This is a genomic window from Brevibacillus sp. Leaf182, from assembly GCF_001423865.2.
Taxonomy (GTDB): Bacteria; Bacillota; Bacilli; order Brevibacillales; family Brevibacillaceae; genus Brevibacillus; species Brevibacillus brevis_C.
Genome location: NZ_LMPN02000022.1, coordinates 14,975 through 35,725 on the forward strand (window position 1 = coordinate 14,975; position 20,751 = coordinate 35,725).

18 protein-coding genes are annotated in these 20,751 nt (G+C 49.5%); 1 reads left to right on the top strand and 17 read right to left on the bottom strand.

Annotated elements, in window-relative coordinates:
* Positions 1 to 57 precede the first annotated feature (57 nt).
* The 16 genes from ASG16_RS13050 to ASG16_RS13130 all read right to left on the bottom strand — a co-directional run bounded on the left by ASG16_RS13050 (position 58) and on the right by ASG16_RS13130 (position 19,317).
* A complete protein-coding gene (locus ASG16_RS13050; protein ID WP_370444398.1) occupies positions 58 to 2,577 on the bottom strand; it encodes an NEW3 domain-containing protein in 2,520 nt (839 codons plus the stop codon).
* A gap of 53 nt (positions 2,578 to 2,630) precedes the next feature.
* Positions 2,631 to 4,358 carry an ABC transporter permease gene (locus tag ASG16_RS13055; RefSeq protein ID WP_048034296.1) on the bottom strand — a complete coding sequence of 576 codons (1,728 nt, stop codon included), beginning with the start codon at positions 4,356 to 4,358 and terminating at the stop codon, positions 2,631 to 2,633.
* A gap of 14 nt (positions 4,359 to 4,372) precedes the next feature.
* On the bottom strand, positions 4,373 to 5,449 hold the full coding sequence (locus ASG16_RS13060) for an ABC transporter ATP-binding protein (RefSeq protein WP_048034297.1): 1,077 nt from the start codon (positions 5,447 to 5,449) through the stop codon (positions 4,373 to 4,375).
* Between the two features lie 123 nt (positions 5,450 to 5,572).
* The gene (locus ASG16_RS13065; RefSeq protein WP_056491254.1) at positions 5,573 to 6,691 is read right to left on the bottom strand and encodes an extracellular solute-binding protein; all 1,119 of its coding nucleotides are present in this window, start codon (positions 6,689 to 6,691) and stop codon (positions 5,573 to 5,575) included.
* A 24-nt stretch (positions 6,692 to 6,715) separates the two neighbouring features.
* Positions 6,716 to 7,894, bottom strand: coding sequence for an ROK family protein (locus ASG16_RS13070; protein WP_056491252.1), 1,179 nt, complete (start codon positions 7,892 to 7,894; stop codon positions 6,716 to 6,718).
* Between the two features lie 760 nt (positions 7,895 to 8,654).
* Positions 8,655 to 8,933 carry a hypothetical protein gene (locus tag ASG16_RS13080; protein ID WP_056491250.1) on the bottom strand — a complete coding sequence of 93 codons (279 nt, stop codon included), beginning with the start codon at positions 8,931 to 8,933 and terminating at the stop codon, positions 8,655 to 8,657.
* Positions 8,934 to 9,211: 278 nt separating this feature from the next.
* The gene (locus ASG16_RS13085) at positions 9,212 to 10,093 is read right to left on the bottom strand and encodes a LysR family transcriptional regulator (RefSeq protein WP_056491248.1); all 882 of its coding nucleotides are present in this window, start codon (positions 10,091 to 10,093) and stop codon (positions 9,212 to 9,214) included.
* 130 nt (positions 10,094 to 10,223) lie between these two features.
* Positions 10,224 to 11,192 (bottom strand): threonine ammonia-lyase, encoded by a 969-nt coding sequence (locus ASG16_RS13090; protein WP_056491246.1) that lies wholly within the window; start codon positions 11,190 to 11,192, stop codon positions 10,224 to 10,226.
* 16 nt (positions 11,193 to 11,208) lie between these two features.
* Entirely contained in the window at positions 11,209 to 12,354 is a 1,146-nt protein-coding gene (locus ASG16_RS13095; protein ID WP_056491245.1) for a M20 metallopeptidase family protein, read from the bottom strand.
* 16 nt (positions 12,355 to 12,370) lie between these two features.
* Complete coding sequence (locus tag ASG16_RS13100) at positions 12,371 to 13,786, bottom strand: YfcC family protein (protein ID WP_056491243.1); 1,416 nt, start codon at positions 13,784 to 13,786, stop codon at positions 12,371 to 12,373.
* 105 nt (positions 13,787 to 13,891) lie between these two features.
* On the bottom strand, positions 13,892 to 15,013 hold the full coding sequence (locus tag ASG16_RS13105; RefSeq protein ID WP_056491241.1) for an aminotransferase: 1,122 nt from the start codon (positions 15,011 to 15,013) through the stop codon (positions 13,892 to 13,894).
* Between the two features lie 33 nt (positions 15,014 to 15,046).
* Positions 15,047 to 16,096, bottom strand: a complete 1,050-nt coding sequence (locus ASG16_RS13110; RefSeq protein WP_056491239.1) for an ornithine cyclodeaminase family protein — start codon at positions 16,094 to 16,096, stop codon at positions 15,047 to 15,049.
* A gap of 130 nt (positions 16,097 to 16,226) precedes the next feature.
* Positions 16,227 to 16,958, bottom strand: coding sequence for an IclR family transcriptional regulator (locus ASG16_RS13115; RefSeq protein WP_048034304.1), 732 nt, complete (start codon positions 16,956 to 16,958; stop codon positions 16,227 to 16,229).
* A gap of 27 nt (positions 16,959 to 16,985) precedes the next feature.
* Positions 16,986 to 17,675, bottom strand: coding sequence for an amino acid ABC transporter permease (locus ASG16_RS13120; protein WP_056491238.1), 690 nt, complete (start codon positions 17,673 to 17,675; stop codon positions 16,986 to 16,988).
* Between the two features lie 65 nt (positions 17,676 to 17,740).
* Positions 17,741 to 18,553 (bottom strand): ABC transporter substrate-binding protein, encoded by an 813-nt coding sequence (locus tag ASG16_RS13125; RefSeq protein WP_056491237.1) that lies wholly within the window; start codon positions 18,551 to 18,553, stop codon positions 17,741 to 17,743.
* Between the two features lie 41 nt (positions 18,554 to 18,594).
* On the bottom strand, positions 18,595 to 19,317 hold the full coding sequence (locus ASG16_RS13130; protein WP_048034307.1) for an amino acid ABC transporter ATP-binding protein: 723 nt from the start codon (positions 19,315 to 19,317) through the stop codon (positions 18,595 to 18,597).
* A gap of 213 nt (positions 19,318 to 19,530) precedes the next feature.
* Between ASG16_RS13130 and ASG16_RS13135 the strand changes: the two genes are divergently transcribed.
* The gene (locus ASG16_RS13135; protein ID WP_056491235.1) at positions 19,531 to 20,130 is read left to right on the top strand and encodes a hypothetical protein; all 600 of its coding nucleotides are present in this window, start codon (positions 19,531 to 19,533) and stop codon (positions 20,128 to 20,130) included.
* A gap of 56 nt (positions 20,131 to 20,186) precedes the next feature.
* Here ASG16_RS13135 and ybiA read toward each other — a convergent pair whose 3' ends face one another.
* Positions 20,187 to 20,738 (bottom strand): riboflavin biosynthesis intermediates N-glycosidase, encoded by a 552-nt coding sequence (ybiA, locus tag ASG16_RS13140; protein WP_048034309.1) that lies wholly within the window; start codon positions 20,736 to 20,738, stop codon positions 20,187 to 20,189.
* Positions 20,739 to 20,751 lie beyond the last annotated feature (13 nt).

Here is a 20,751-nt window from a genome sequence, read left to right on the forward strand (position 1 = left end):
GCATGTCATTGATGTAGCCATGGATCGACCCACGGTAGGCCCGGAGTGGATGGGGCATTACTGCTTCTGACTGATCATGTTGACGAACAAGCGAAAAGCGCCAGGGACTAGCTGTGGAATCTCGCGGAACCAGGCAAGCGAGCTGTAGGTGTACGTCCCTTTTCCATAGTGCGCCGTGAGAAAAATGCCGCGGAACTCCGGTTCTCCCGGATCACTTGTCGCAATCAGCTCGGTATACTCGCTACCCCAGCGAGAAGGATTGTAGATGGAGCGCTCCTGCACCCATCCATCCCAGTCTGCTTGGGTAATCACGTTTGGCTCCTGGAACATCGGATGGTCAGGGGCCAGCATACGGACGTCTGATTGCTCATTGGTCACCCGCCAATCGATCAACGATTCGCCGATAAAAATAGGGTATGGTGCCAAGTGCGGTTTCCATTTGTCCTCCGGCTTGTGGTATTGAACGACGAGATTTCCGCCGTTTTCTACATAGTGCAAAAGACGCTGGTTGCTCTCGATTAATTCGCGGCAGAATCCGTATGCGCGAATGCCGAGAACAATCGTGTCGTACCGGGACAAATCGCCCGATTGTATTTCGTTTGCGTCGAGATTGAGGCAATTCACCCCAACCGCGCGCAAGTATTTATCCATATTGTCAAAGCCGCTGGATACGTAGCCGATCCGTTGATTTTTCGGGATGGCCAGGTCAAAGGCTTGAACAGTCAGCGTAGCGGGCCGGATGAAATACGTGCGGCCGACATGCGGGTATTCAATGACCTGCACATCTTGCGCAATCTCTGTCACACCGTCTGTCCCCGCGACCGTAGCGCTGATCTGATATTTGCCATTCGTCACCTGCGGTGTGGTATGAACAGTAAACGCGATCGTTTTCGTTTCGCTGCGGAAAGAAAACGGCACATCGACAAAGGCTGGCTCCGCTGTCCAGCCTTCCGGGACAACGAGAGCGACCTTGGCTGTAGAGCTTCCCGGACGGTACTGTTTCAGTGTTACCTTAACCGGGATTGTCTCATCCGTATGCAGCGTGTTTCGCACCACATCGGACGGAGTCAGCGTCACGGCATACGGCGGAAGCACAGCTACACGACTATCCGGTTCCACGCGAATCGTACTGGCTGTATCGAAGGCGAAATAGAGCACCTCGACATCAAGTAAGGGAGTCTTGTATGGATGGAACAGCTCCGTCTGGGCCGGAATCGATACCTCAAATACGGTGCACACCGTCTGATTGTAAGCAAGTCGTGGAAAAGCCGTTGGCGTGAGCGGTTTCGCCGTCCATCCAGCGGGGACACGCATGCGCAGTTGCACATGCTCAACCTCAAGCGAGCCGCCGTTGTAAGCCGTTACGGTAACGGTTGTTGTCTGGCCTGCCACCCACTCGCCTGTCTCCGGCTTGATTTTCACGACCAAAGACAGAGCCTCCGCACTGGCACGGTTTAGCTGCGCTTCCTTGAGTCCTAGCCGATACAACAAATCAATCTTGGTTTCTTCATCGAGTGGAGCCTTGCCTACTTCTCGTTGTGCAGTCGCAAGCAAAGCCTTCATGCGGTGAACCCTTTGTGCCACCTCAGCAAAACGCGGGTAGGCATTCAGTACATCTGTAGCCGCATCGTGCATACGGTGAAGCACTTCCGCGAGTTCTTGCCCGCCTTTTGCAGTGATGCTCTGCGCCAAATCAGCAAAACTGACGGGAAGTCCGGAAAAAAAGTCGCGCTCTTTTTCCGGTGCCGGAGTAACAGATGCATCCAAGCGGTAGTAATTGTAGGTCGGGCCTTCGTCGTAATGAACACCCATCCCCTGTGTCTTATGCATAAACCTCGATCGCTCACCAAGCTGAACATAGGATGAGCCGTAAATTTGGTCGTATTCCCCTACGGGTACAGCGACGTGATAATCATCGTTGTCCATAATAGGCAAATACAGCTTTTTCATTTGCCACGGCAAAAGTCCAGCTTGCCTATGTTCCGGGAAGATCTGTGGATCGGCTGCTTCGTGGAAAGCTCGCTGTGTCAGTAACGTAATCGCCCGGTGATGTCCGTGTGTCGTCGGTTCATTTTCAAAACAAGCGATGACGACATCGGGACGCAGCTCTCTGATTTTTCGAATCAACCGCTCGTACACGACCTCTTCACCCCATTTGCGGAAGGTTTCTTCGGCGCATTTAGAGAACCCGAAATCATGAATGGGATCATCCAGCTCTTCGCTTAAGATGCCAAGCGTCACATTGCTAAGAGACGAGGCTTCTTCCAGCTCGCGCGTGCGGATAATCCCAAGCGCGGTGCCTTGCTCGCAGCCGATTTCGTTTTGGCCGCCTTCCCCTCTCGTCGCGATCACACTCGTGGTATACACGCCTCTCCCCAGCGCCAAATAAGCGAGCATGGCACTGTGCTCATCGTCCGGATGGGCACCTGTGTTCATGGCACTGGCAATGGTAGCGAGTGGCTTAATCGCTTTCCACAGATCGAGCAGTCCGTGTTCCCCCTGCATGGTGCGAGCAGATGCGGGAATAGGCGGGCAGGGCAATTTGGTCGGCTGTACCATCGGTGATTTCTTGTCCATCGATTCACTGACGTCCACGTGAAGATCCCCCTTTTTCACGATCGCATCCAGCTTTACACGGCCGTTCCCGCTTTATCTCCGGTCAGTTTTCTAGAGATGAACAACACGATGATGATGACCACGATTTGCAAGACACCATAGGCGCAAGCGGTGCCGAATTCATTACTGTACATGCGTTGGAATACCGCGACAGACAATGGCGTCGTCTTCGGTGTAAAAATCAAAATCGAAGCTACGAACTCCCCGATACACTGAACGAATGCCAAAAGCGTACCTGCGAGAATTCCACCCCAAGCCATCGGGAACACGACACGTCTGAAGCTGTACCACCAGGAAGCACCCAGATTCCGCGCAGCCTCCTCGACAGATGGGTCCATCTGCATCAAAGTCGCATTTGTAGAGCGAAACACAAGTGGTAGATGTCGGACAAAATACGCCAACGGGATAATCCAGAATGTTCCGATCAAAACCTGACCAAAACTGAATGCATTCGGCTCACTGAACGCTGCAATCAGGTTGATCGCCACAACTGTCCCTGGCAATGCCCATGGCAGCATGATCAACACATCAAGAAGCGTTTTCCCGCGAAACTTGAGGCGAACCATGGCATATGCCGCAGCTACACCGAAAATGACGATCCCGATTACCGCGATAGCAGACAACTGCAAGCTGTTCAGAATCGGACGCCATGTCTTGCTATCCGTGAACAAATCCATGTAATGCGATAGGGTATACTCCGGAGGTAATATTTGCACCGTCCAGGTACCATCCACCGAGAAGGAGATGAGTACCAATACGAGAATTGGCAGCATCAGAATGACTGTACCGATAAAAGACAGCACAATCGTGGTGTAGCGTCCCGCTTTGCTCTTAATCTCGGTACGATGCACGCTGACTCCTTTGCTCAAGTTCTGGTAGTTGCGCGCGCCTTGGTACCAACGCATGATCAAAAGAAAAGCCACAGAAACAATCGAAAGAATCGTAGACTGTGTCGCAGCCATGTCCAAATCTCCATTGGTGCGAGACAGATAGATTTGCATCGTCATCGTCCGGTCAATTCCGAAAATGAGCGGTGCCGTATAAGAAGCCATCGAAATCATGAAAACCAACAGAGAAGACGCGACCATGGCTGGCGTGAGCATCGGCAAAATAATGCGCCGCCAAACGGTAAAGCGATTCGCTCCAAGACTGGCTGCCGCCTCTTCCAAGGACGGGTCGAGTCCCTTGATTGCTGCCGTTGCTGTCATGAAGAAATAGGTGTACATCGTAAACGTATGAACGACGACCACACCCCAAATTCCTTTTAATGAGAAAGGAACCTGGGCAAGCCCGAACAGCTCTTTGATCGCCCGTGGAATGATTCCGCTCTCTCCGTACAAAAAGGTAAACGAGAGAACGCCAATGAGTGGAGGCAATGCCATCGGAACCAAAGCCAGCACAGAAAGTATTTTTCGTCCAGGGAAATCATAGCGTTCCAATAAAAACGCCATCGCGACACCAACAATTCCGCACGTAACAACACTCAGAACCGATATGTAAATACTGTTCCACAACGCTTCCAGGTTGGCGGTATGCTCCAGGCTGAAGAAGCGAATGTAGTTTTTCCACGTAATTTCTTCATCGATTTTGATACTCGCAACGAACGTTTCGAACAATGGATAAATGACATAAGCCAACAATATTAAAAAGAGTGGCGATACCAGCACGTAGACGAAGGCGGGTGAAGCGGTGATGGACTTTCGTCTGGCTGCTGTCGGCGCTTGCTGCAACTCTGCTCTCAAAAGCTTCTTCCCCCTTATCCGGCAAAATAAATGCTCTCTTTCGGTATATGTAGGCCGATGGCATCGCCGCGCTGTTTAATCGGTCGTCCCAGGTTGATGGACATGCTGCGCAAGCTCTCCGTTCCTACTTCCGTGACGTAATTGACACACGCCCCTGTAAATTCAGACATAACAACAGAGCCTGTCACTACATTTTGTCCTTCGTTTCCTGTACTCTCCAGAACGGATTCAGGACGAATGGACATTGTTACTTTCTCCCCAACTGACAACTGTGCACGTGGAGAAGCATTTTCCTTAAATCCGCTTAGCATTTGTCCAGAAGCCGTGCGAACCAGCACTTCATCGCCGTCAAACCCTGTAACTGTCCCTTCCCACAGATTCGTCTCGCCGATAAAAGAAGCGACAAAACGGTTTACAGGACGATGGTAAATCTCATGCGGTGTTCCGATCTGCTGCACTTCTCCGCTCTGCATGACCATAATCCGATCTGACATCGACATCGCTTCTGCCTGATCGTGTGTAACGTAAATCGTCGTAATCCCCAGCTCCAACTGGAGTCTCTTGATTTCGAAGCGTGTCTCTTCTCGAAGCTTCGCATCCAGATTGGACAGCGGCTCATCCAACAGCAGAATCTGCGGCTCGATGACCAGCGCCCGTGCCAGTGCTACCCGTTGCTGTTGTCCTCCAGAAAGCTGATCAATACGGCGTTCGCCATAGCCTTCCAGACGGACTAGCTTCATGATCCGCTCTACACGCTCTTTTGCATCGGTTTTGTTGACTTTCCGAACCTGCAAGCCAAACGCGATATTTTCAAAAACAGTCATGTGCGGGAACAACGCGTAGTTTTGGAATACCATCCCGGTATTGCGTTTATGGGGAGGAAGAGATGTAACCTCCTGTGATCCAAAGCGGATATGGCCTTCCGTTGGATAATAAAAGCCGGCAATCATGCGCAGGGTAGTCGTTTTGCCGCAGCCACTCGGACCGAGAAAAGTAAAAAACTCTCCTGATTCGATATGAATGTGAACATCTTCGACCCCTTTTGCTTGGCCAAACCTTTTGTGAACGTGATCAAGTGTTACGCTGCTCATCGGGTTGTGTTTCCTCCTTCATCGCAAGTCATTTCAAGCTGCGTCCGTATAAAAACAACTTCTATATGTGACTAGACGGAAAGGACAACTCCTTCCCGCCTAGCTGCTTTTAAAAAACCTTCCTTACTTCTTGCCTTTCCCCTTGATGTTTTCATCCCAATGCTGCATCCACTCTTTTTCTTTTTCAGCCATGACAGCCCAATCGAGTTCCATCGGCTTCAGTTCGAGATTTTTCATGAAGTCTGGCAGTTCGTCCTTGCTGATGTCTGTACGAGATGGGAACTGGAAGCGCTCCTTCGCCAATTGGGCAGCAATTTCAGGACTCATCAAGAATTCCATGAACTTTTTCGCTGCGTCCAGGTTTTTCGCGCCTTTTACCAGAGCCACGCCATCTACCAGAATCGGTGCCCCGCTCTTCGGATAAATGAAGTCATACGGATGGTTGTTCTTTTTGCTTTGGATCAGAACGTCTTGGAGATTCCACAGGGAGATGACGCCCTCCTGACGATCCAGCTTCAGATACAGGTTGGTCGGGTCTTGCGTGTACTCTTTTGTATTGGCATCGAGCTTGGTCAGCCATTCATAACCTTTTTCAGGAGTATCCGCCCCTTGACGGAAGATCATTGCGGAATAAATGGTACGCATGGTGCCGGACGGCAGTACGTTTCGGATCACGATCTTGTCTTTGAATTTCGGATCGATCAATTCATCCCAATCTTGCGGAGCTTCTTCTGGCTTCAGCACCTGCGAGTTGTACATGATAACCTCTGGCAATAGCATTTCGCCGTACCAGCGATCTTGCGGATCTTTGTACAAATCCGGAACCTTGTCTGCAAAAGTCGGCTTGTAAGGCTCCAGCAGATCTTCATTGGCTGCTGTCGCTAGAGCAGATTGGGTACCGCCCCACCAGAAGTCAGCCTGCGGATTCGCTTTCTCTGCACGAACGCGCTCCAAAATTTGTTGGGCACCCATTTCGAGTGTTTCCACTTCAATGTTCGGGTACTTTTCATTGAATTTTGGCAATACGATTTCAAAAATGTTTTTGTCCCGTCCGGTGTAAATCACCAGTTTTTGTGGGTCACCCGATGAATCAGCAGGCTGAGCAGCCGTGCCAGATTGGCCTCCATTGTCGGCAGGCTTTGCTTCCTGTCCTCCAGTGCCGCACGCAGCCACAGTCAGAGCCAAGGAGCTGACAAATACGCCCTTCATCCATGTTTTCAGCTTGCTAGTTGTCTTCTTCAAAACGAACTCCCCCTCTTGTTCTTCTCACTCTTTGTCAAGCAGTCGTGTGAAAGGAAACGCTTCCAAAACACTGTGGACAGCACCAATCAAACCAGCTCGCTCCCCCAGACTCGCTTTTTCGAGATTAGGTACCTCAGGCACCCATTCTCTCAGCCATTCGTGAATTTGCTTCACCCCTTCACCATCGACGTGGACCATCTCCCCGCTCAGGATCAATATTTCCGGGTTCAAAATACTGATGATGTTCGCCATTCCGTACGCCCAATGTCGATACACATCTGCAAGAAGCTCTTTTGCTTCTGCATTTTGTTTGGCGTGCCGGATCAGCTCTTCTATGACACTCGACCCTTCCTGAAGGTCAGAGAGAAACCCCTTAGCCTGCTCTTGGATGCCCGGAATCGAATAATGCGTCTCAAACACGCCTGACGCGCCATTCGGGCGATTATGTACCGGGCCGATCATCATGAAGCCGATTTCTCCTGCTGCCTCACGACTCCCCCGATAAAACTGTCCATCCAAAATGATCCCGGCCCCAATCCCCGTTCCTACGTACATGTAGACGACGTTGGTATGGCCGACCCCTGCTCCACGGACGTACTCGCCCAGTGTCATCATATTCACGTCATTGTCGATAATGACGGGCAGTCCGAGTCGCGCTTCGATGGTCTGCTGAATCGGTGAACCCATCCAGCCTGTGCTGGGTGAAAAGCTGACGGTTCCACTGCCACGCTGTGTGACCCCTTGCAAACCGACACCCATTCCGAGCAGGCGCTCTCGCGGGATGCCACTTTCACGCAACAAACGATCAAGTCCAGCGGCCAAATCTTCGATGACGGTTTCACCATTCGCTGGTTGTGCCAGCCGTTTTCGATAGCGAGCCAAAAACTCACCTTTCATATCGGCGATGGCCATGTCCAGGGTAGATCCTTCAAAAATCGCGCCGGCAATGGCGTAGGCCTGGTAGTTGTACTCCAACAAAATCGGCTTGCGGCCGCCTTTGGAATCGCCCATTCCTACTTCTTGCAGGAGTCCTTCCTGGATCATTTCATCTACGAGTGCGGAAACACATGGACGGCTGAGCTGTGTCTGTTTGGAGATATCCGCGCGGGAAATTTGCCCGTGCAAGACGACCTGCTGCAATACTTCTTCTTTATTCAGTTTTTTCACGAGTTTGCTATTACCTGTTTTTTTGGGAGCATGCACGCTTCATCGATCACCGCCACACAGTTAGTTAACATTACTAACAAAGATAACCAAATTATAGGCACAGCGACTCCAAATAGTCAAACAATTTACATTTGTCTTTTAGATATTTTTTGGATTTTTTAGTATATATATTCATTGTTAAAAAATACTAAAAATGTGGTCTTCACGCTGTTGTGGCGGGGAGGAAACAGGAGAAAACGCTCAGCTTCTAGGTCCACCCCCTGTGGGATTCACTGCCCGGCTCCATGAAAAAAAGCGAAACCCGCGTCCAAAGTCGTCCATTCAGTAGGCGTCTCAGAGGTGGACGCTAAGAGCTTGTTTCTCTTTTTTTCATTGCGCCTCGGTCGGTGTCCCTAAGATCTTCGCTTTTTTCTCCTGTTTCCTCTACGAGCTTTCCGTGTTAAACGGGTTTAAAAGCCTTACTAGATTGAAGAATCTCATCAGTTCCGACAGAGAAGAATATTTCCAGACGTAGCGACTTGTGGAGTCCTACCTAGCGGAGAAGGGATTTGCGGGCAAAAGAAACGCAACCGTGCCCATGCGACGTAGCGGCTACCACTTTTGCGTTTCCCCGCGAATCCCTTCGGAGCGGACAGTCTCAACCCTCAGCGGGACGGAGCCTGGAGCCTAGACTGGAAATATTCTTCTCCCCACCGCAGCCACTGTCATTCAGATATATAAAAAAGCACATCACCCTCTACAGGGGAAATGTGCTTGGAACCCTACTCTTCTTTTCCTGATAACCAGAAATCCTCTATTAGTCTATGTATCCAGCGATTCCTTTTTTAATCAAGTATTCCATCTCTACATCCAGGATCTTCTCGACGGTGATCTCATCCAGCTTTACATCTGACTTACTCATGACGTAATCTACGAGATCATCAAAATCAACGTCGACATCACCTTTTGCATCTGCCTTCGCACTGTTCATGTACGCTTGCTCATGCTTGAGTACGATCTTGATTTTTTCCGGGTCTACTTTTGTTTTCGTAGCTACATGCGAAACGAGTTCGGTTTCGTTTACTTGCTTACTCATTTGTTGTCATCTCCTATTTCTCTTACCTTCTGTCATTTTACAATATCATGGCCGTTCCACACAAAAATGAAAGAAATAAAAAAATATATCACGCAAACAATCCTCGTTCTAGAGGTGCAAGAAGATAATATTGTTTCCAAGAGACAATTTGCCCCACATTCTAATTGTATAAACATCAGACTCAGACAATACAAACGAAAAAGAAGCTGGAAAAAACGAAACCTTTTTTCCCAGCTTCTTTACTTTTGAGGGACTTCTTAGACAGCCCCTTGTCATGACTACTCTTCTCTTACGGATAACCAGACGTCTTTGACGAGCTCCATAAAGGTCTGGATTGCTGGTTCTTCTCTTCGGCGATCCAGACAGACCAGCGATGTTTCTGCTTTCTTGGAAAAGCGGTACAGCTCGATTAGTTCTCCTTTTTGAAGCTCTTTTTCCACGAGAACCTTACTGAGCAGGGCTATGCCTGTTTGATTCAGGACTGACCGTTTGATCGTTTCTTCGCTGCTACATTTAATGACAGAGGGTGGGATGTAGTTTAACTCCAACAGGCATTGGGTAATAAATTCATCGAGATTGCATCCCTCCTGATAGGACAAAAAAGGAAAGGTCAGGAGTGCATCTGCCAGTGTTTTGTCCTTTATCAAATCAGGAGAAGCAATCAAAGTGAATTGTTCTAAGTCCACGACACTGGAATGAATACCTGGTTGCGAGGTGGTGCCCGCAATGATCCCAATATCCGCCTCGTGGGCTTGGATTTTTTTCAAAGTCTCCTGACTGGTGCATGAAATCACCTGCAGATTGACCTGTGGATGTGTCTCCACATATGCTTTCAGGATTTGGGGCATGTATTGGATGCAATAAAACTCCGGGGCCGCCACGACCAGCGGTCCTACAGGCATGTCTAAGTAATTAAGTCCCTCCGCCATGTGCTGGAGAACGTAGAAAAGCTGATCCGTATGCTGTTTCACTATTTTTCCAGCCGGTGTCAAAAACGTGCGCTTGCCTACCCGATTGAGCAAAGGATGTCCCAGCTCCCGCTCCAAAGCTTGAATCTGGAGTGTAATCGTAGGCTGGCTGTATCCGAGTTGCTCAGCAGCTTTCGTCAAGTTCAGATGCTCGGCAACGACCTGAAATGTCTTCAGATTGCGTAACTCCATGATTGATTATCCACTCCCTCACCGAACGACACCCATTCTTCGTGTAAGTGCGTGTTCAAAAAGTCGGCTTTTTGAACAACCTCTGTTAGAAAAAGTGTAGCCGAGAGTGGCTCTATGTTCAACCGATACCCTATACGTGCTTCCCTATAATACTCGCCAGCTTGCGAGCATCAACATTACTTCCGCTCACGATCGTCAGCACCTTTTTCCCTCCCAGTTCGGGTACCGTTCCCTGCATGAGTGCAGCGATACCTACCGCCCCTGAGCCTTCTACCATCAGATGATGCTCCTTTGCCAGCCAGCACATGGCTTGAGCAACATGTTCTTCCTCTACGAGCAGGAAGTCATCGACGATCTGCAGAGCCAAGTCCAGATTGCCTTGTGTAATTCCCCCATGAAGACCTTCTGCGAGCGAATCACTATATACCACATCAGCCAACCGCTTTTCGCGGAACGAGTAGTACCAGGGCGGAGACGCGTGTGTCTGAATCCCAATCACCTGCACATCCGGATTGATTGCCTTTGCTGCGAGCGCCACTCCGCAAATTAACCCGCCGCCACCAGCAGGTACGAGAATGACGTCAAAATCCGGCTCTTCCAAAAGAGCCTCCAGCGCTGCTGTCCCTTGACCTGCTATGATCTCGTTGTCTTCAAAGGCGTGGACGAACGTTCGCCCCGTTTCTTTCGCCAGTTCATAGGCGTGACTTTCTGCGTCATCATAGCTGTCTCCATACACGACCAACTCCGCACCGTAGCGCTTGATCCCCGCTTTTTTGGTCTCTGGTGCGGTTTTTGGTACGACAATCAAGGCTGACACCCCTCGAAGCGCTGCCGCATACGCGACCCCTTGTGCATGGTTGCCTGCTGAAGCAGTAATCACGCCCCGAGCTAGCTCCTCTTCCGTCAAGGATGCGATTTTGTTAAGCGCACCCCGCGCCTTGAATGAACCTGTTATCTGATGGCATTCCAGCTTCAGCCAGACATCGGCATCTGTGATGGCAGACAGCGCGGGTGATGATAGTAACGGGGTATGGATAACCTGCCCCTTTAAATTCTTGTGAGCTTTTACAATATCGAGAAAGGATACGGACAACGACATGAACTACTCCTCCTTGTTAAAATCTTTTCACTAATTGAATCAATAGTTCCACAGCAGTCGGAATGACATCCTCATCAATGTCAAAACGCGGATGATGGTGGGGATAGCTGCTCTTTTCTCCACCCATTCCGATAAAAATAAAACTGCCAGGCTTGCGCTCCAAATAGTAAGAAAAGTCCTCGCCCCCCATAACCGGCTCCACATAAGCAAGAGAACTCTCGCCAAATTGATCGGCTACGACGTCAGCAACGAATCGGCTCATCTGCTCATCGTTGACAACAGGTGGCGTCCCCCAATCCACGATGACTTCACCATCTGCGCCCCATGCCAAACACAATGCCTCAATCTTCTGCTTCAGCTCGCGAGCCAAGAGCTGCCTCGTCTTTTCCGACTGCGCCCGCAGCGTTCCGTATAAAACAGCCTGATTCGGGATGACGTTATAGGTCGAGCCAGCTTCCATCCGACAGATGGAAATGACCGCAGGTTCGATCGGATTAACGCTTCGCGCCACGATTCCTTGTACCGCGTTTATCACCTGGCTCGCCACATAGATCGGATCGACTGTTTCGTGCGGCATCGAGCCGTGTCCTCCACGTCCGGTTATGACGATGCGCAGGTCATCAGCAGACGCCATCATCGCGCCTGTACTGATTCCGATCTTTCCTTTCTCAAGAGGCTGCCAGAGATGCAGCCCAAAGACAGCATCCACATCATCAATTACACCTTGACGGACGATAGCTTGTGCTCCACTAGGGAGCATTTCTTCTGAGGATTGAAATAGAAAAAGCACATTTGGTGCTACGTCTGCGCGGTTTTCCGAGAGCCATTTGGCTGCTGCTAGCAAAATGGCCGTATGTCCATCGTGACCGCATACATGAGCGACCCCTTCATTTTTCGAGAGATACGCCTTCTCTCCCTCTTCAACGATCGGTAGCGCATCCATATCCGCCCTTAACGCAATGGTTTTCTTGCCATCCGTCCCCCGCAAAATGCCGATCACATTCGGCGGCTCACATGGAATCAGTTCCATTTTCCATTCCTGTAAATACTTCCGAACATAGGCCGCTGTCTGATACTCCTGACCAGACAGTTCTGGATATTGATGCAAGTATCGTCGTTCACTGATGGCCCATTGTGCAAGAGTTGGTGTGCAAAGTGCCATTCAAGATCTCCTCCCGTCAATATGGTCCATAACCAATCAGATGCGCGACGACGACTGCTACTGTCGCAATTCCGTACTGCATCAGGATCAGCGGCATAATCCATTTCATCCAGCGCAACCACGGGATGCCAGCCAAAGCCAAACCAGCCATGAAATAGCCTGATGTCGGAATAAAAATATTGGATATGCCATCTCCGAACTGATAGGCAAGAACCGCGGTTTGACGCGTAACGCCAACTAATTCTGCCAAAGGCGCCATGATCGGCATGGTCAAAGCGGCCATTCCACTGCCAGACGGAACAATAAAGCTGATCACGGTTTGGAGGACGAGCATGCCAAATGCTGTAAGTGCACTAGGCAATTGATTCAACACACCAGCAGAATAGTAAAGAATCGTATCGAGTATATGACCGTCATTAAGCACGACAACAACTGCCCGTGCAACTCCAATGACCAAAGCCCCTGCTATCAGGCCAGCAGCACCTTTCATGAAGTTGTCTACCATTTCGTTGATGCCGAGTCTTCCCACGATTCCGATGATGATACCCAGCAACAGAAAGATTCCGGATAGCTCGGTGAGATACCAGCCATATTGAATGACACCAAAAACCAACACGACAAAATTGAGAACAAAGCAAGTCAAGATTCCTTTATGTCTGGCCGTCAGCTTCAAATCTTCACGCAAAAGCTCCGCCGTGTTTTTCCCTTCAAACAATCCAAAGAAGCCCTGCGAACGGTCTTTTTTGACTTTCAACGCATACCGCAGGATGAATGCAGTCGATACGAAGTACATCACGACAAAAACAGCAATTCGATAACCCATTCCCGAAAAAGTGGGCAGCTCGGCGATGCCTTGGGCAACCCCCACCGTAAACGGATTCATTAGTGCAGATGTAAAACCGACCGACGCTCCTACCAGCACAATGGCAGCACCAGTCATAGCATCAAAACCAAGAGCAATCGCCAGCGGAATCATGATCGCGATGTAGGGTAATGTTTCTTCAGCCATTCCCATGAGCGAGCCGCCTGCCGCAAAAAACAGCATCATGATGGGAATCAGCCACTTCTCTTGATTCCTGAGCAGACGCGATAGTGTGACGATGAGCGCTTCAATCGCGCCAGTAGCCGTTAAAATACCGAATGTTCCGCCAATTATCAATACAAAAAAGATAATACCTGAAGCTTCCACCAAACCGGTATGCACACTGTTTACCAGCCCGAGCGGCTTGACTGGAGATGATTCAATCCACTGAAACGACTGTGGCTCAATGACACTTCTGCCATTCACCTCGACTCGTCCATATTCTCCAGCAGGCAAAATATACGTCAGGATGACCGCAATCGCAATCACGGCAAAAAGTAACGCGAAGACATTGACTTCCCACAGCTTCTTCTGCTTTTTCGGCTGCAAATCTACATGGAGCTGACTCATGATATCCCCCCAGTTAGGTATCGTGATCAGAAATGCCAGCATGCTAGAATACCAGGATAAGAGTGTCTCTTTTCTTCCACCGAAGAGACACTCCCACTCTATCCCTTATTTGCGTGACTCCAAAAACTCCGATACTTTTGATAAACCTGCTTGAAGCACTTCTGTCGAGCAGGCGTACCCGATGCGTACCCAGCCTTCCAAGTCGAAGCAACTGCCTGGTGTCAAAAACGCCCCTGTCGTTTTAAACAGGTCAATGCAAAACGTTTCCGAAGGGATATCCAGCTCGTACTTGAGCATCGCGGTTGTTCCTGCCTGCGGCTTGACGTAAGAGACCAACGGCTCCTTCGCTACCCACTCATCGAGAATTTGCAGGTTGTCCCGCACGATCTTCAGGTTGCGCTCCATGATCTTGTCGCGGTTTTTCAGTGCATGGACAGCCAGCATATCATCCAGCATCCCGCAACTGATGGTGGTGTAATCGCGGTGCGTAAAGCAGCTCTTGATCACATCCTGAGGTGCTGCAATCCATCCCAGGCGCAAGCCGGCCAATGAAAACACTTTGGACATGCTGCTTGTCGCAATCCCTTTTTCGTACAAGTCCACGATAGATGGCACCACAACCTCCGGGTCTTGATGCAAATTTCGATACACCTCGTCACACAGCAGGTAGGCACCAACGGAGCGGGCAATCTCTACGATTTCTCGCAGCAACCCTTCACCCATCAAAGCTCCGGATGGATTGTTCGGATTGTTGATACAGATCAGCTTGGTCTTGTCTGTAACGAGCGAGCGCAACTCATCCAGATCAGGCAGAAAATCATTTTCCGGCAAAAGTCTGAGCAGCTTGACCTGCGCTCCGAACGACTCCGGTACCGAATAAATTTGCTGATACGTCGGATGGACTGTAATGACTTCGTCACCAGGCGCAACGAGCGAGAACAAGGTGAGAAAATTCGCTCCGATCGCCCCGTTCATCGCCAAAATGTTCTCCGGCTTCATCGTTTGATACATACTCGCGACGAGGCTTCGGAATTCCGGCGAACCCTCGATATGCCCGTACGTCAGCTTCTTCTGGGCCATCTCGCGAAAAAAATCTTCCGGCTCATCGGAAAGGCGAATCAACTCTTCTACGGTCAGCGAATCGACGCATGTTTCCGCAATATTGTAAACAGCCTCCATCTCGTAGGCGTTCATCCATTCTTCTACTTTAAATGGTGCAATTCTCATCTTCGTTCCTCTCCTTTTCCTATCCTTTCATCCTTACAGATCAACGATCGTACCTACACCGCGCTTATCCGCCATTTTCAAAATGTGTGCAGCCGTCAGTAAATCCTGAAACGCGATCCCGGTGCTGTCAAAAATCGTGATTTCTTCTGCATGTTGTCGTCCTTGGGCATGACCAGGGATGACATTTCCGATCTCTGCTGCGATATCGCGTTCTGTTATCAGGCCCTTTTTTATAGCTACCTTCGTCTCTCCCACACGTACAGCCTGTCCTACATCATCAACGACGACGCGGGCTTTTGCAAAAAGCCGTTCGTCGATTTCCTGTTTACCTTCCATGTCTGCCCCTATGCAGGTAATATGTGTCCCTGGCTTCACCCACTCCGCTTGGATCATCGGTTCATGTGAAGAGGTTGCCGTGATGATAATATCTGCTTGTCTAGTCGCTTCTTCGAGGTTGTCCACGGCAATAAACTGCACGTCACAACGCTTGGCATAACACTCGTATTCTTCTCCTGCATATTTGGAGACAAATCTGGTCAAGAGGTTCTCTTTTATTTTGGCGGCAAAGCTTTGTGCCTTTTCTGGTGATCGCGGATTGCAGATGAACACCCGCTTGATCTCTGTCATCGTCATCAGTGTCGCCATGATTTGAAAGGGAGCCTGGTGTCCCGTCCCGACAATCAGTAGGTTCTCCGATTCAGGACGTGCCAAATACTTTGCACCGATTCCACCGGCCGCTCCCGTACGCATGCAAGTAATGTGCTCTCCACTCAAAATCCCTTGGGGTACCCCAGTTTGGCTGTCCAATACCATCACCGTACCCACTAATTGTGGCAGGCCTTTCTTGTCATTGTCACCGAACCACGAGACGAGCTTGAGTCCAAATATATCGGCTTGAGGCAAATGACCTGATTTGATATCCATGTCGGCTCTACCCTCTACGAACTCGTGAAAAATGAGTGGAAACAACGTCGCCTGCTGACTCGATTTCATTTGATAGGCTTGCTCGACCACTTCAATCACGCTGGCCATATCCAGCACATCTTCCGTGGTTTCCTGATTTATGACGCGAAATGGAAACATGTCTGTCTTCCCTCCCCACTGTTTCTTTCACACTAACACAGTTTTTCGAGGTGAAAAAATTGAAAGATCCAATGGTTCCTATTAAAAAAAGCAAACCCTCCACCAACAGATGCTGGAATGGAGGGTTTGCTCATGCTCCGCCGATTCTTGCCGAAATCGTCGTAGCTTGGCGTTTCACTTTTTCGATGAGGAGGGGCAATCGATCTTCTGTCACCCGAAAGCACGGGGCGTTGATCGAGATCGCTCCGACGAGTTGATTTCCGTAGCCGATGATCGGAGCAGCAACAGCCATGGTGCCTTCCGTCTTCTCCTCGTAGCTGATCGCATAACCACTTTTCTTAGCTTCACTCAACTGCTCCAAAAAGGACGGCTGCTTGTCTGGCGCAAGCTGCGCGGAAACGACTTTTGTAATCGCATCCTGCTTTAAATACGCGAGAATGATTTTGCTAGGGGCGCCGATTGTGAGAGGAATCCGCTCCCCCAGGTTCTCGTCTATGCGTATTTTCAGTGGACTTTCTACTTTTTCGATCGGCATCGAATCTGCCCCCGCCAATACGTTGAGGAAGATACTCTCCTCGACTTCATTCGCCAGCTCCTCCATGAAAGGTCTCGCTACAGCCCGCAGGTTCAGCTTTTCATGCAGGATAAAACCGATTTCCATCCACGTATATCCCGGCTTGTAATGCTTGGTGACTGGATCCTGCTCAACCAATCCGAACTGGATCATGGATTCGAGAAAACGGTGGAGCGTACTGATTGGAAGACCTGTTGCGCTCGCCAGCTCCGAAATCGGCCAAGCATGTTTTTCGTCTGAAATCAGTACCCGAATAATTTTCATCGCCCGTTCGACTGATTGAACCATCCTTCTTTCGTCCTCCATGACATAAAGTTACGCTGCAACACTCGTGTTATCTTTCGTTTGTTTTGTGGGGGCTTTTCCTTTGGCAAGCCTTGCTTCCAGCTTGTTCACGAAATACGAGAAGATCATGATCAGCACGAGATAGTACAACCCGACGACCATATACGTCTCCAACTGCTTGTAGTTGGAAGCTGCTTCACCGAGACCCGTTCCCCATAAATCCTGCATCCCTACGTAGGCGACCAGCGATGAATCCTTCAACCCGATAATAAATTGATTGCCAAGCGATGGGATCGCCCGACGGAACGCCTGCGGCAAAATGATTCTGCGCATCGCCAACGGATACGACATTCCGAGTGATCGGGAAGCCTCCATCTGCCCGCGATCGATTGACTGGATGGAGCCTCGGAAGATTTCTGCAATATACGCACCATTATGAACCGCAAGCGCGATGGCCCCTGCCCAAAACTGGGACAACGTCACCATATTCGCCAAGCCGAAGTACAGAATACAGATTTGCACGATCAAAGGCGTTCCACGAATGACGGTAATGTAGGTGTGTGCGATGTAGTTCAACACTTTGGAATCGGATATCCGGAAAAAGGCGATGACAAGACCTACCCCACAACCGAGGATCAGGGCAACTGCCGTCAACTGAACCGTGAGCCATGTCGCTTTTAGAAAAAGGGGATAACTGGATAGAAAAATATCAATAATCACGTTCAATCCTCCTCACATGAAGCGTTAAAAAGGGGGGCGTCCATCACGGACACCCCGTTGCCCACTCACTGTTTTTGCAAGATATTGCGACCAAACCATTTTTGGCTGATCTTTTCATAGGTACCGTCTTTGACGATCTCATCCAATGCCTTGTTGATCCGCTCCACTGCCTCCTGGTCACCCAAGCGCACAGCAATCGCTTGCTCGTCAAAGCTGAGCGGTTCGCCTACATCAATCACTTTTCCGCCGCCTTCTTTAATGAATCGCAAGCCAACTACCTGGTCGGTAATCACTGCATCGAGACGTCCTGTCGGCAGGTCGAGCAAAGCGGTGATATCGCTATCATATTGAGTGATTTTGTCTTCATCGGTCAGCTTTTTCGCCCAATCCAAGTAGTTGGATGCTTTCACGACGCCGATTTTTTTGCCTTTCAAATCCTCTTTGCTCTTGATCGTTGTATTGCCCTCTTGCACGAAAATTTGCGAACCGGAACGGTAGTATGGATTGGTGAACAGAACAGCTTTTTGACGGTCAGGTGTGACGGTCAAGCTCCCAATGACAGCGTCGTATTTTTTCGCGTCCAGACCAGGGATGATTGTCTCGAATGGATTAGTGATCGGCACTGCGTTCATGCCCATTTTTTCTGCCAGTGCTTGTCCGATCTCTACGTCAAAACCAGTCAGTTGCCCGTTTTCCTTGAAGCTAAACGGCTTGTACACGCCACTCATTGCGTACGTAAAATCTTTCTTTCCACCGTCTCCAGAAGCTTGTCCACCTGCTGCCGGTGCACTTTCCTGTGATCCACAAGCAGAGAGCAACAACGAGCCCATCAGAACAGTAGACAACAAAATTCCGGACCATTTTGCACGTTTTTTCATTGGTGATTCCCCCTGTTTTTCATCTCTATATTTAGTGGATTTTAACGGATGCTACCTAAAAACTGCTTGGTACGATCATGCTGCGGGTTTTCAAAGAATTCTTTCGGTGGTCCCTGCTCCAGAATTTGCCCATCGTGCATGAACACCGCCCGATCTGCTACCTCACGAGCGAATCCCATTTCATGTGTCACGACAATCATCGTCATTCCTTCTTTGGCGAGCTGCTTCATAACCTGTAGCACTTCACCAACGAGCTCGGGATCGAGTGCCGAGGTAGGCTCATCAAAAAGCATGATCTTCGGTTTCATTGCAAGTGCCCGGGCAATGGCAACCCGCTGCTTTTGTCCACCGGAGAGCATGTCCGGGTAGACATCGGCTTTATCCTGCATATTCACTTTTTTCAGGAGCTCGTACGCTAATTGTTTGGCTTCTGCTGCATTCATCCCTTTGACGTGAACAGGTGCCTCGATCAAGTTTTCCAAAACGGTCTTGTGCGGAAACAGATTGAAGTGCTGAAAAACCATGCCGACCTCGGCGCGGAACTGATTGAGATTCGTCTTGTGTGGATCAATCTGCTGACCACCGATTCGAATCTCTCCGCTGTCATAAAACTCCAGAAAATTCAAACATCGGAGTAAAGTACTTTTGCCTGAACCACTGGCTCCAAGTAAGACAACAACTTCCTTTTCTTCCACCGTGAGCGTAACGCCCTTCAACACGGTTAACGGGCCAAAAGATTTGACAAGTTGCTTAACCTCAATCATCCTGCTATCCCCCATTTATCTCCCGGATGAATTGCGTATTCCTTTTTCCGAATACCGGAAATGATTTCTGATTTAAATTATAATTATATATTTTCTGATATTCAAGAAAAATATGTTTTATTGAATAAATATTCACGATAGGACTATGGAATAGTTTTCCTTCTTGCGTGGAATGAATAAACGGGAGTGTTTTATACATCAAGGAGGATCGTAATGAAAGTAGCAACGTACTTCTATGTAGGACTCATCATCATTTTTCTACTCTCCGCCTGTTCGCTGCCAGGTCCACAAGCAGCGCCACCGCCACAGCAAGCGGCTCCATCTGACCCTGATCCGGAAGTCAAAAGACCAACAACGGAGGATATCAAAGGTCGAACCATAAACAATCAGTTCACGGTGCCGATCCCGATCACCGAGACATTTACGTTTACCATTCCTCCCTCTTGGACAGGAAATTACATCGTGGAGGAGTTCTCATCGACGAGGAAGCGCCCCCCTCGCCAACAGCCACTGGAGGGCAAGCTGGATGTGCCGACGAAATACGAAGCGCATTTTATGTTCGCTCCCAATCAGCGAAAAGAGGAGCAGTCCTCACTCCTCACCATTTTTGTCATGACGGTACCCCATTGGAATCACCTGTCCAAAATGGAAGGACCTCCGCTGGGTGATGTGCTGGCACAAACACATGGGCTCGTCTACGCTGTCTCCTTACCCCAGTCCAATCCGTATGACCCCGCAACATCAGACGGCAAGCTGTATGGGCAAATGGTCATGTCGCTTGATCAGGTAAAAAATGCGTTTTCCGTTCAGTAGATAGAAAAAAGTGGTTGGCAGCGCAACGTCTGCTCAACCACTTTTTCGCGTAAATATCACGAACGCAACTGCTCTCTGACTGCCATCAATGCAAAACCGAGCAAATTTTCTCCTCGCCACTTTTCGGGCTGTTCCGCATGCGGATGATCGTGAGCCATCCCGATCCCCCATATTCGGTCATAAGGACTCGCTTCGACAATGATGCGGTCACCTGTGTCCAAGAGGTATGCTTTCAAATCGGCATGCTGGCTGAATTTTAACAGGTTTGCCTGGCGAACGATCGCCGTTTTGTTCGCATTCCACACAGCCTCGTCAAAGGAATGAACCTTTCGTCCCAATTCCTTGGCTTGTTTTGGATGGCTTTTCCTGAGTATTTCATCACGGATGGCAAGATCACCGAACAGTTCAGCCTTTTTCGCCATCATGTAATGCTCAGCGGTCAAGTACGTGATGCCATCCTCTACAAAAGCAGCAGGATACCATTGGCTGAAGCATGATTTGTCGATAGTGCCTGATTCCTTCTGTGTATGTCCCCAAAAGAACAAGTATTTCACTCTGGTCTTTTGCGACTCTTTGATTACGCTTTGAACGTCATGTATGTGCTCCATTGTTGTATCCCCA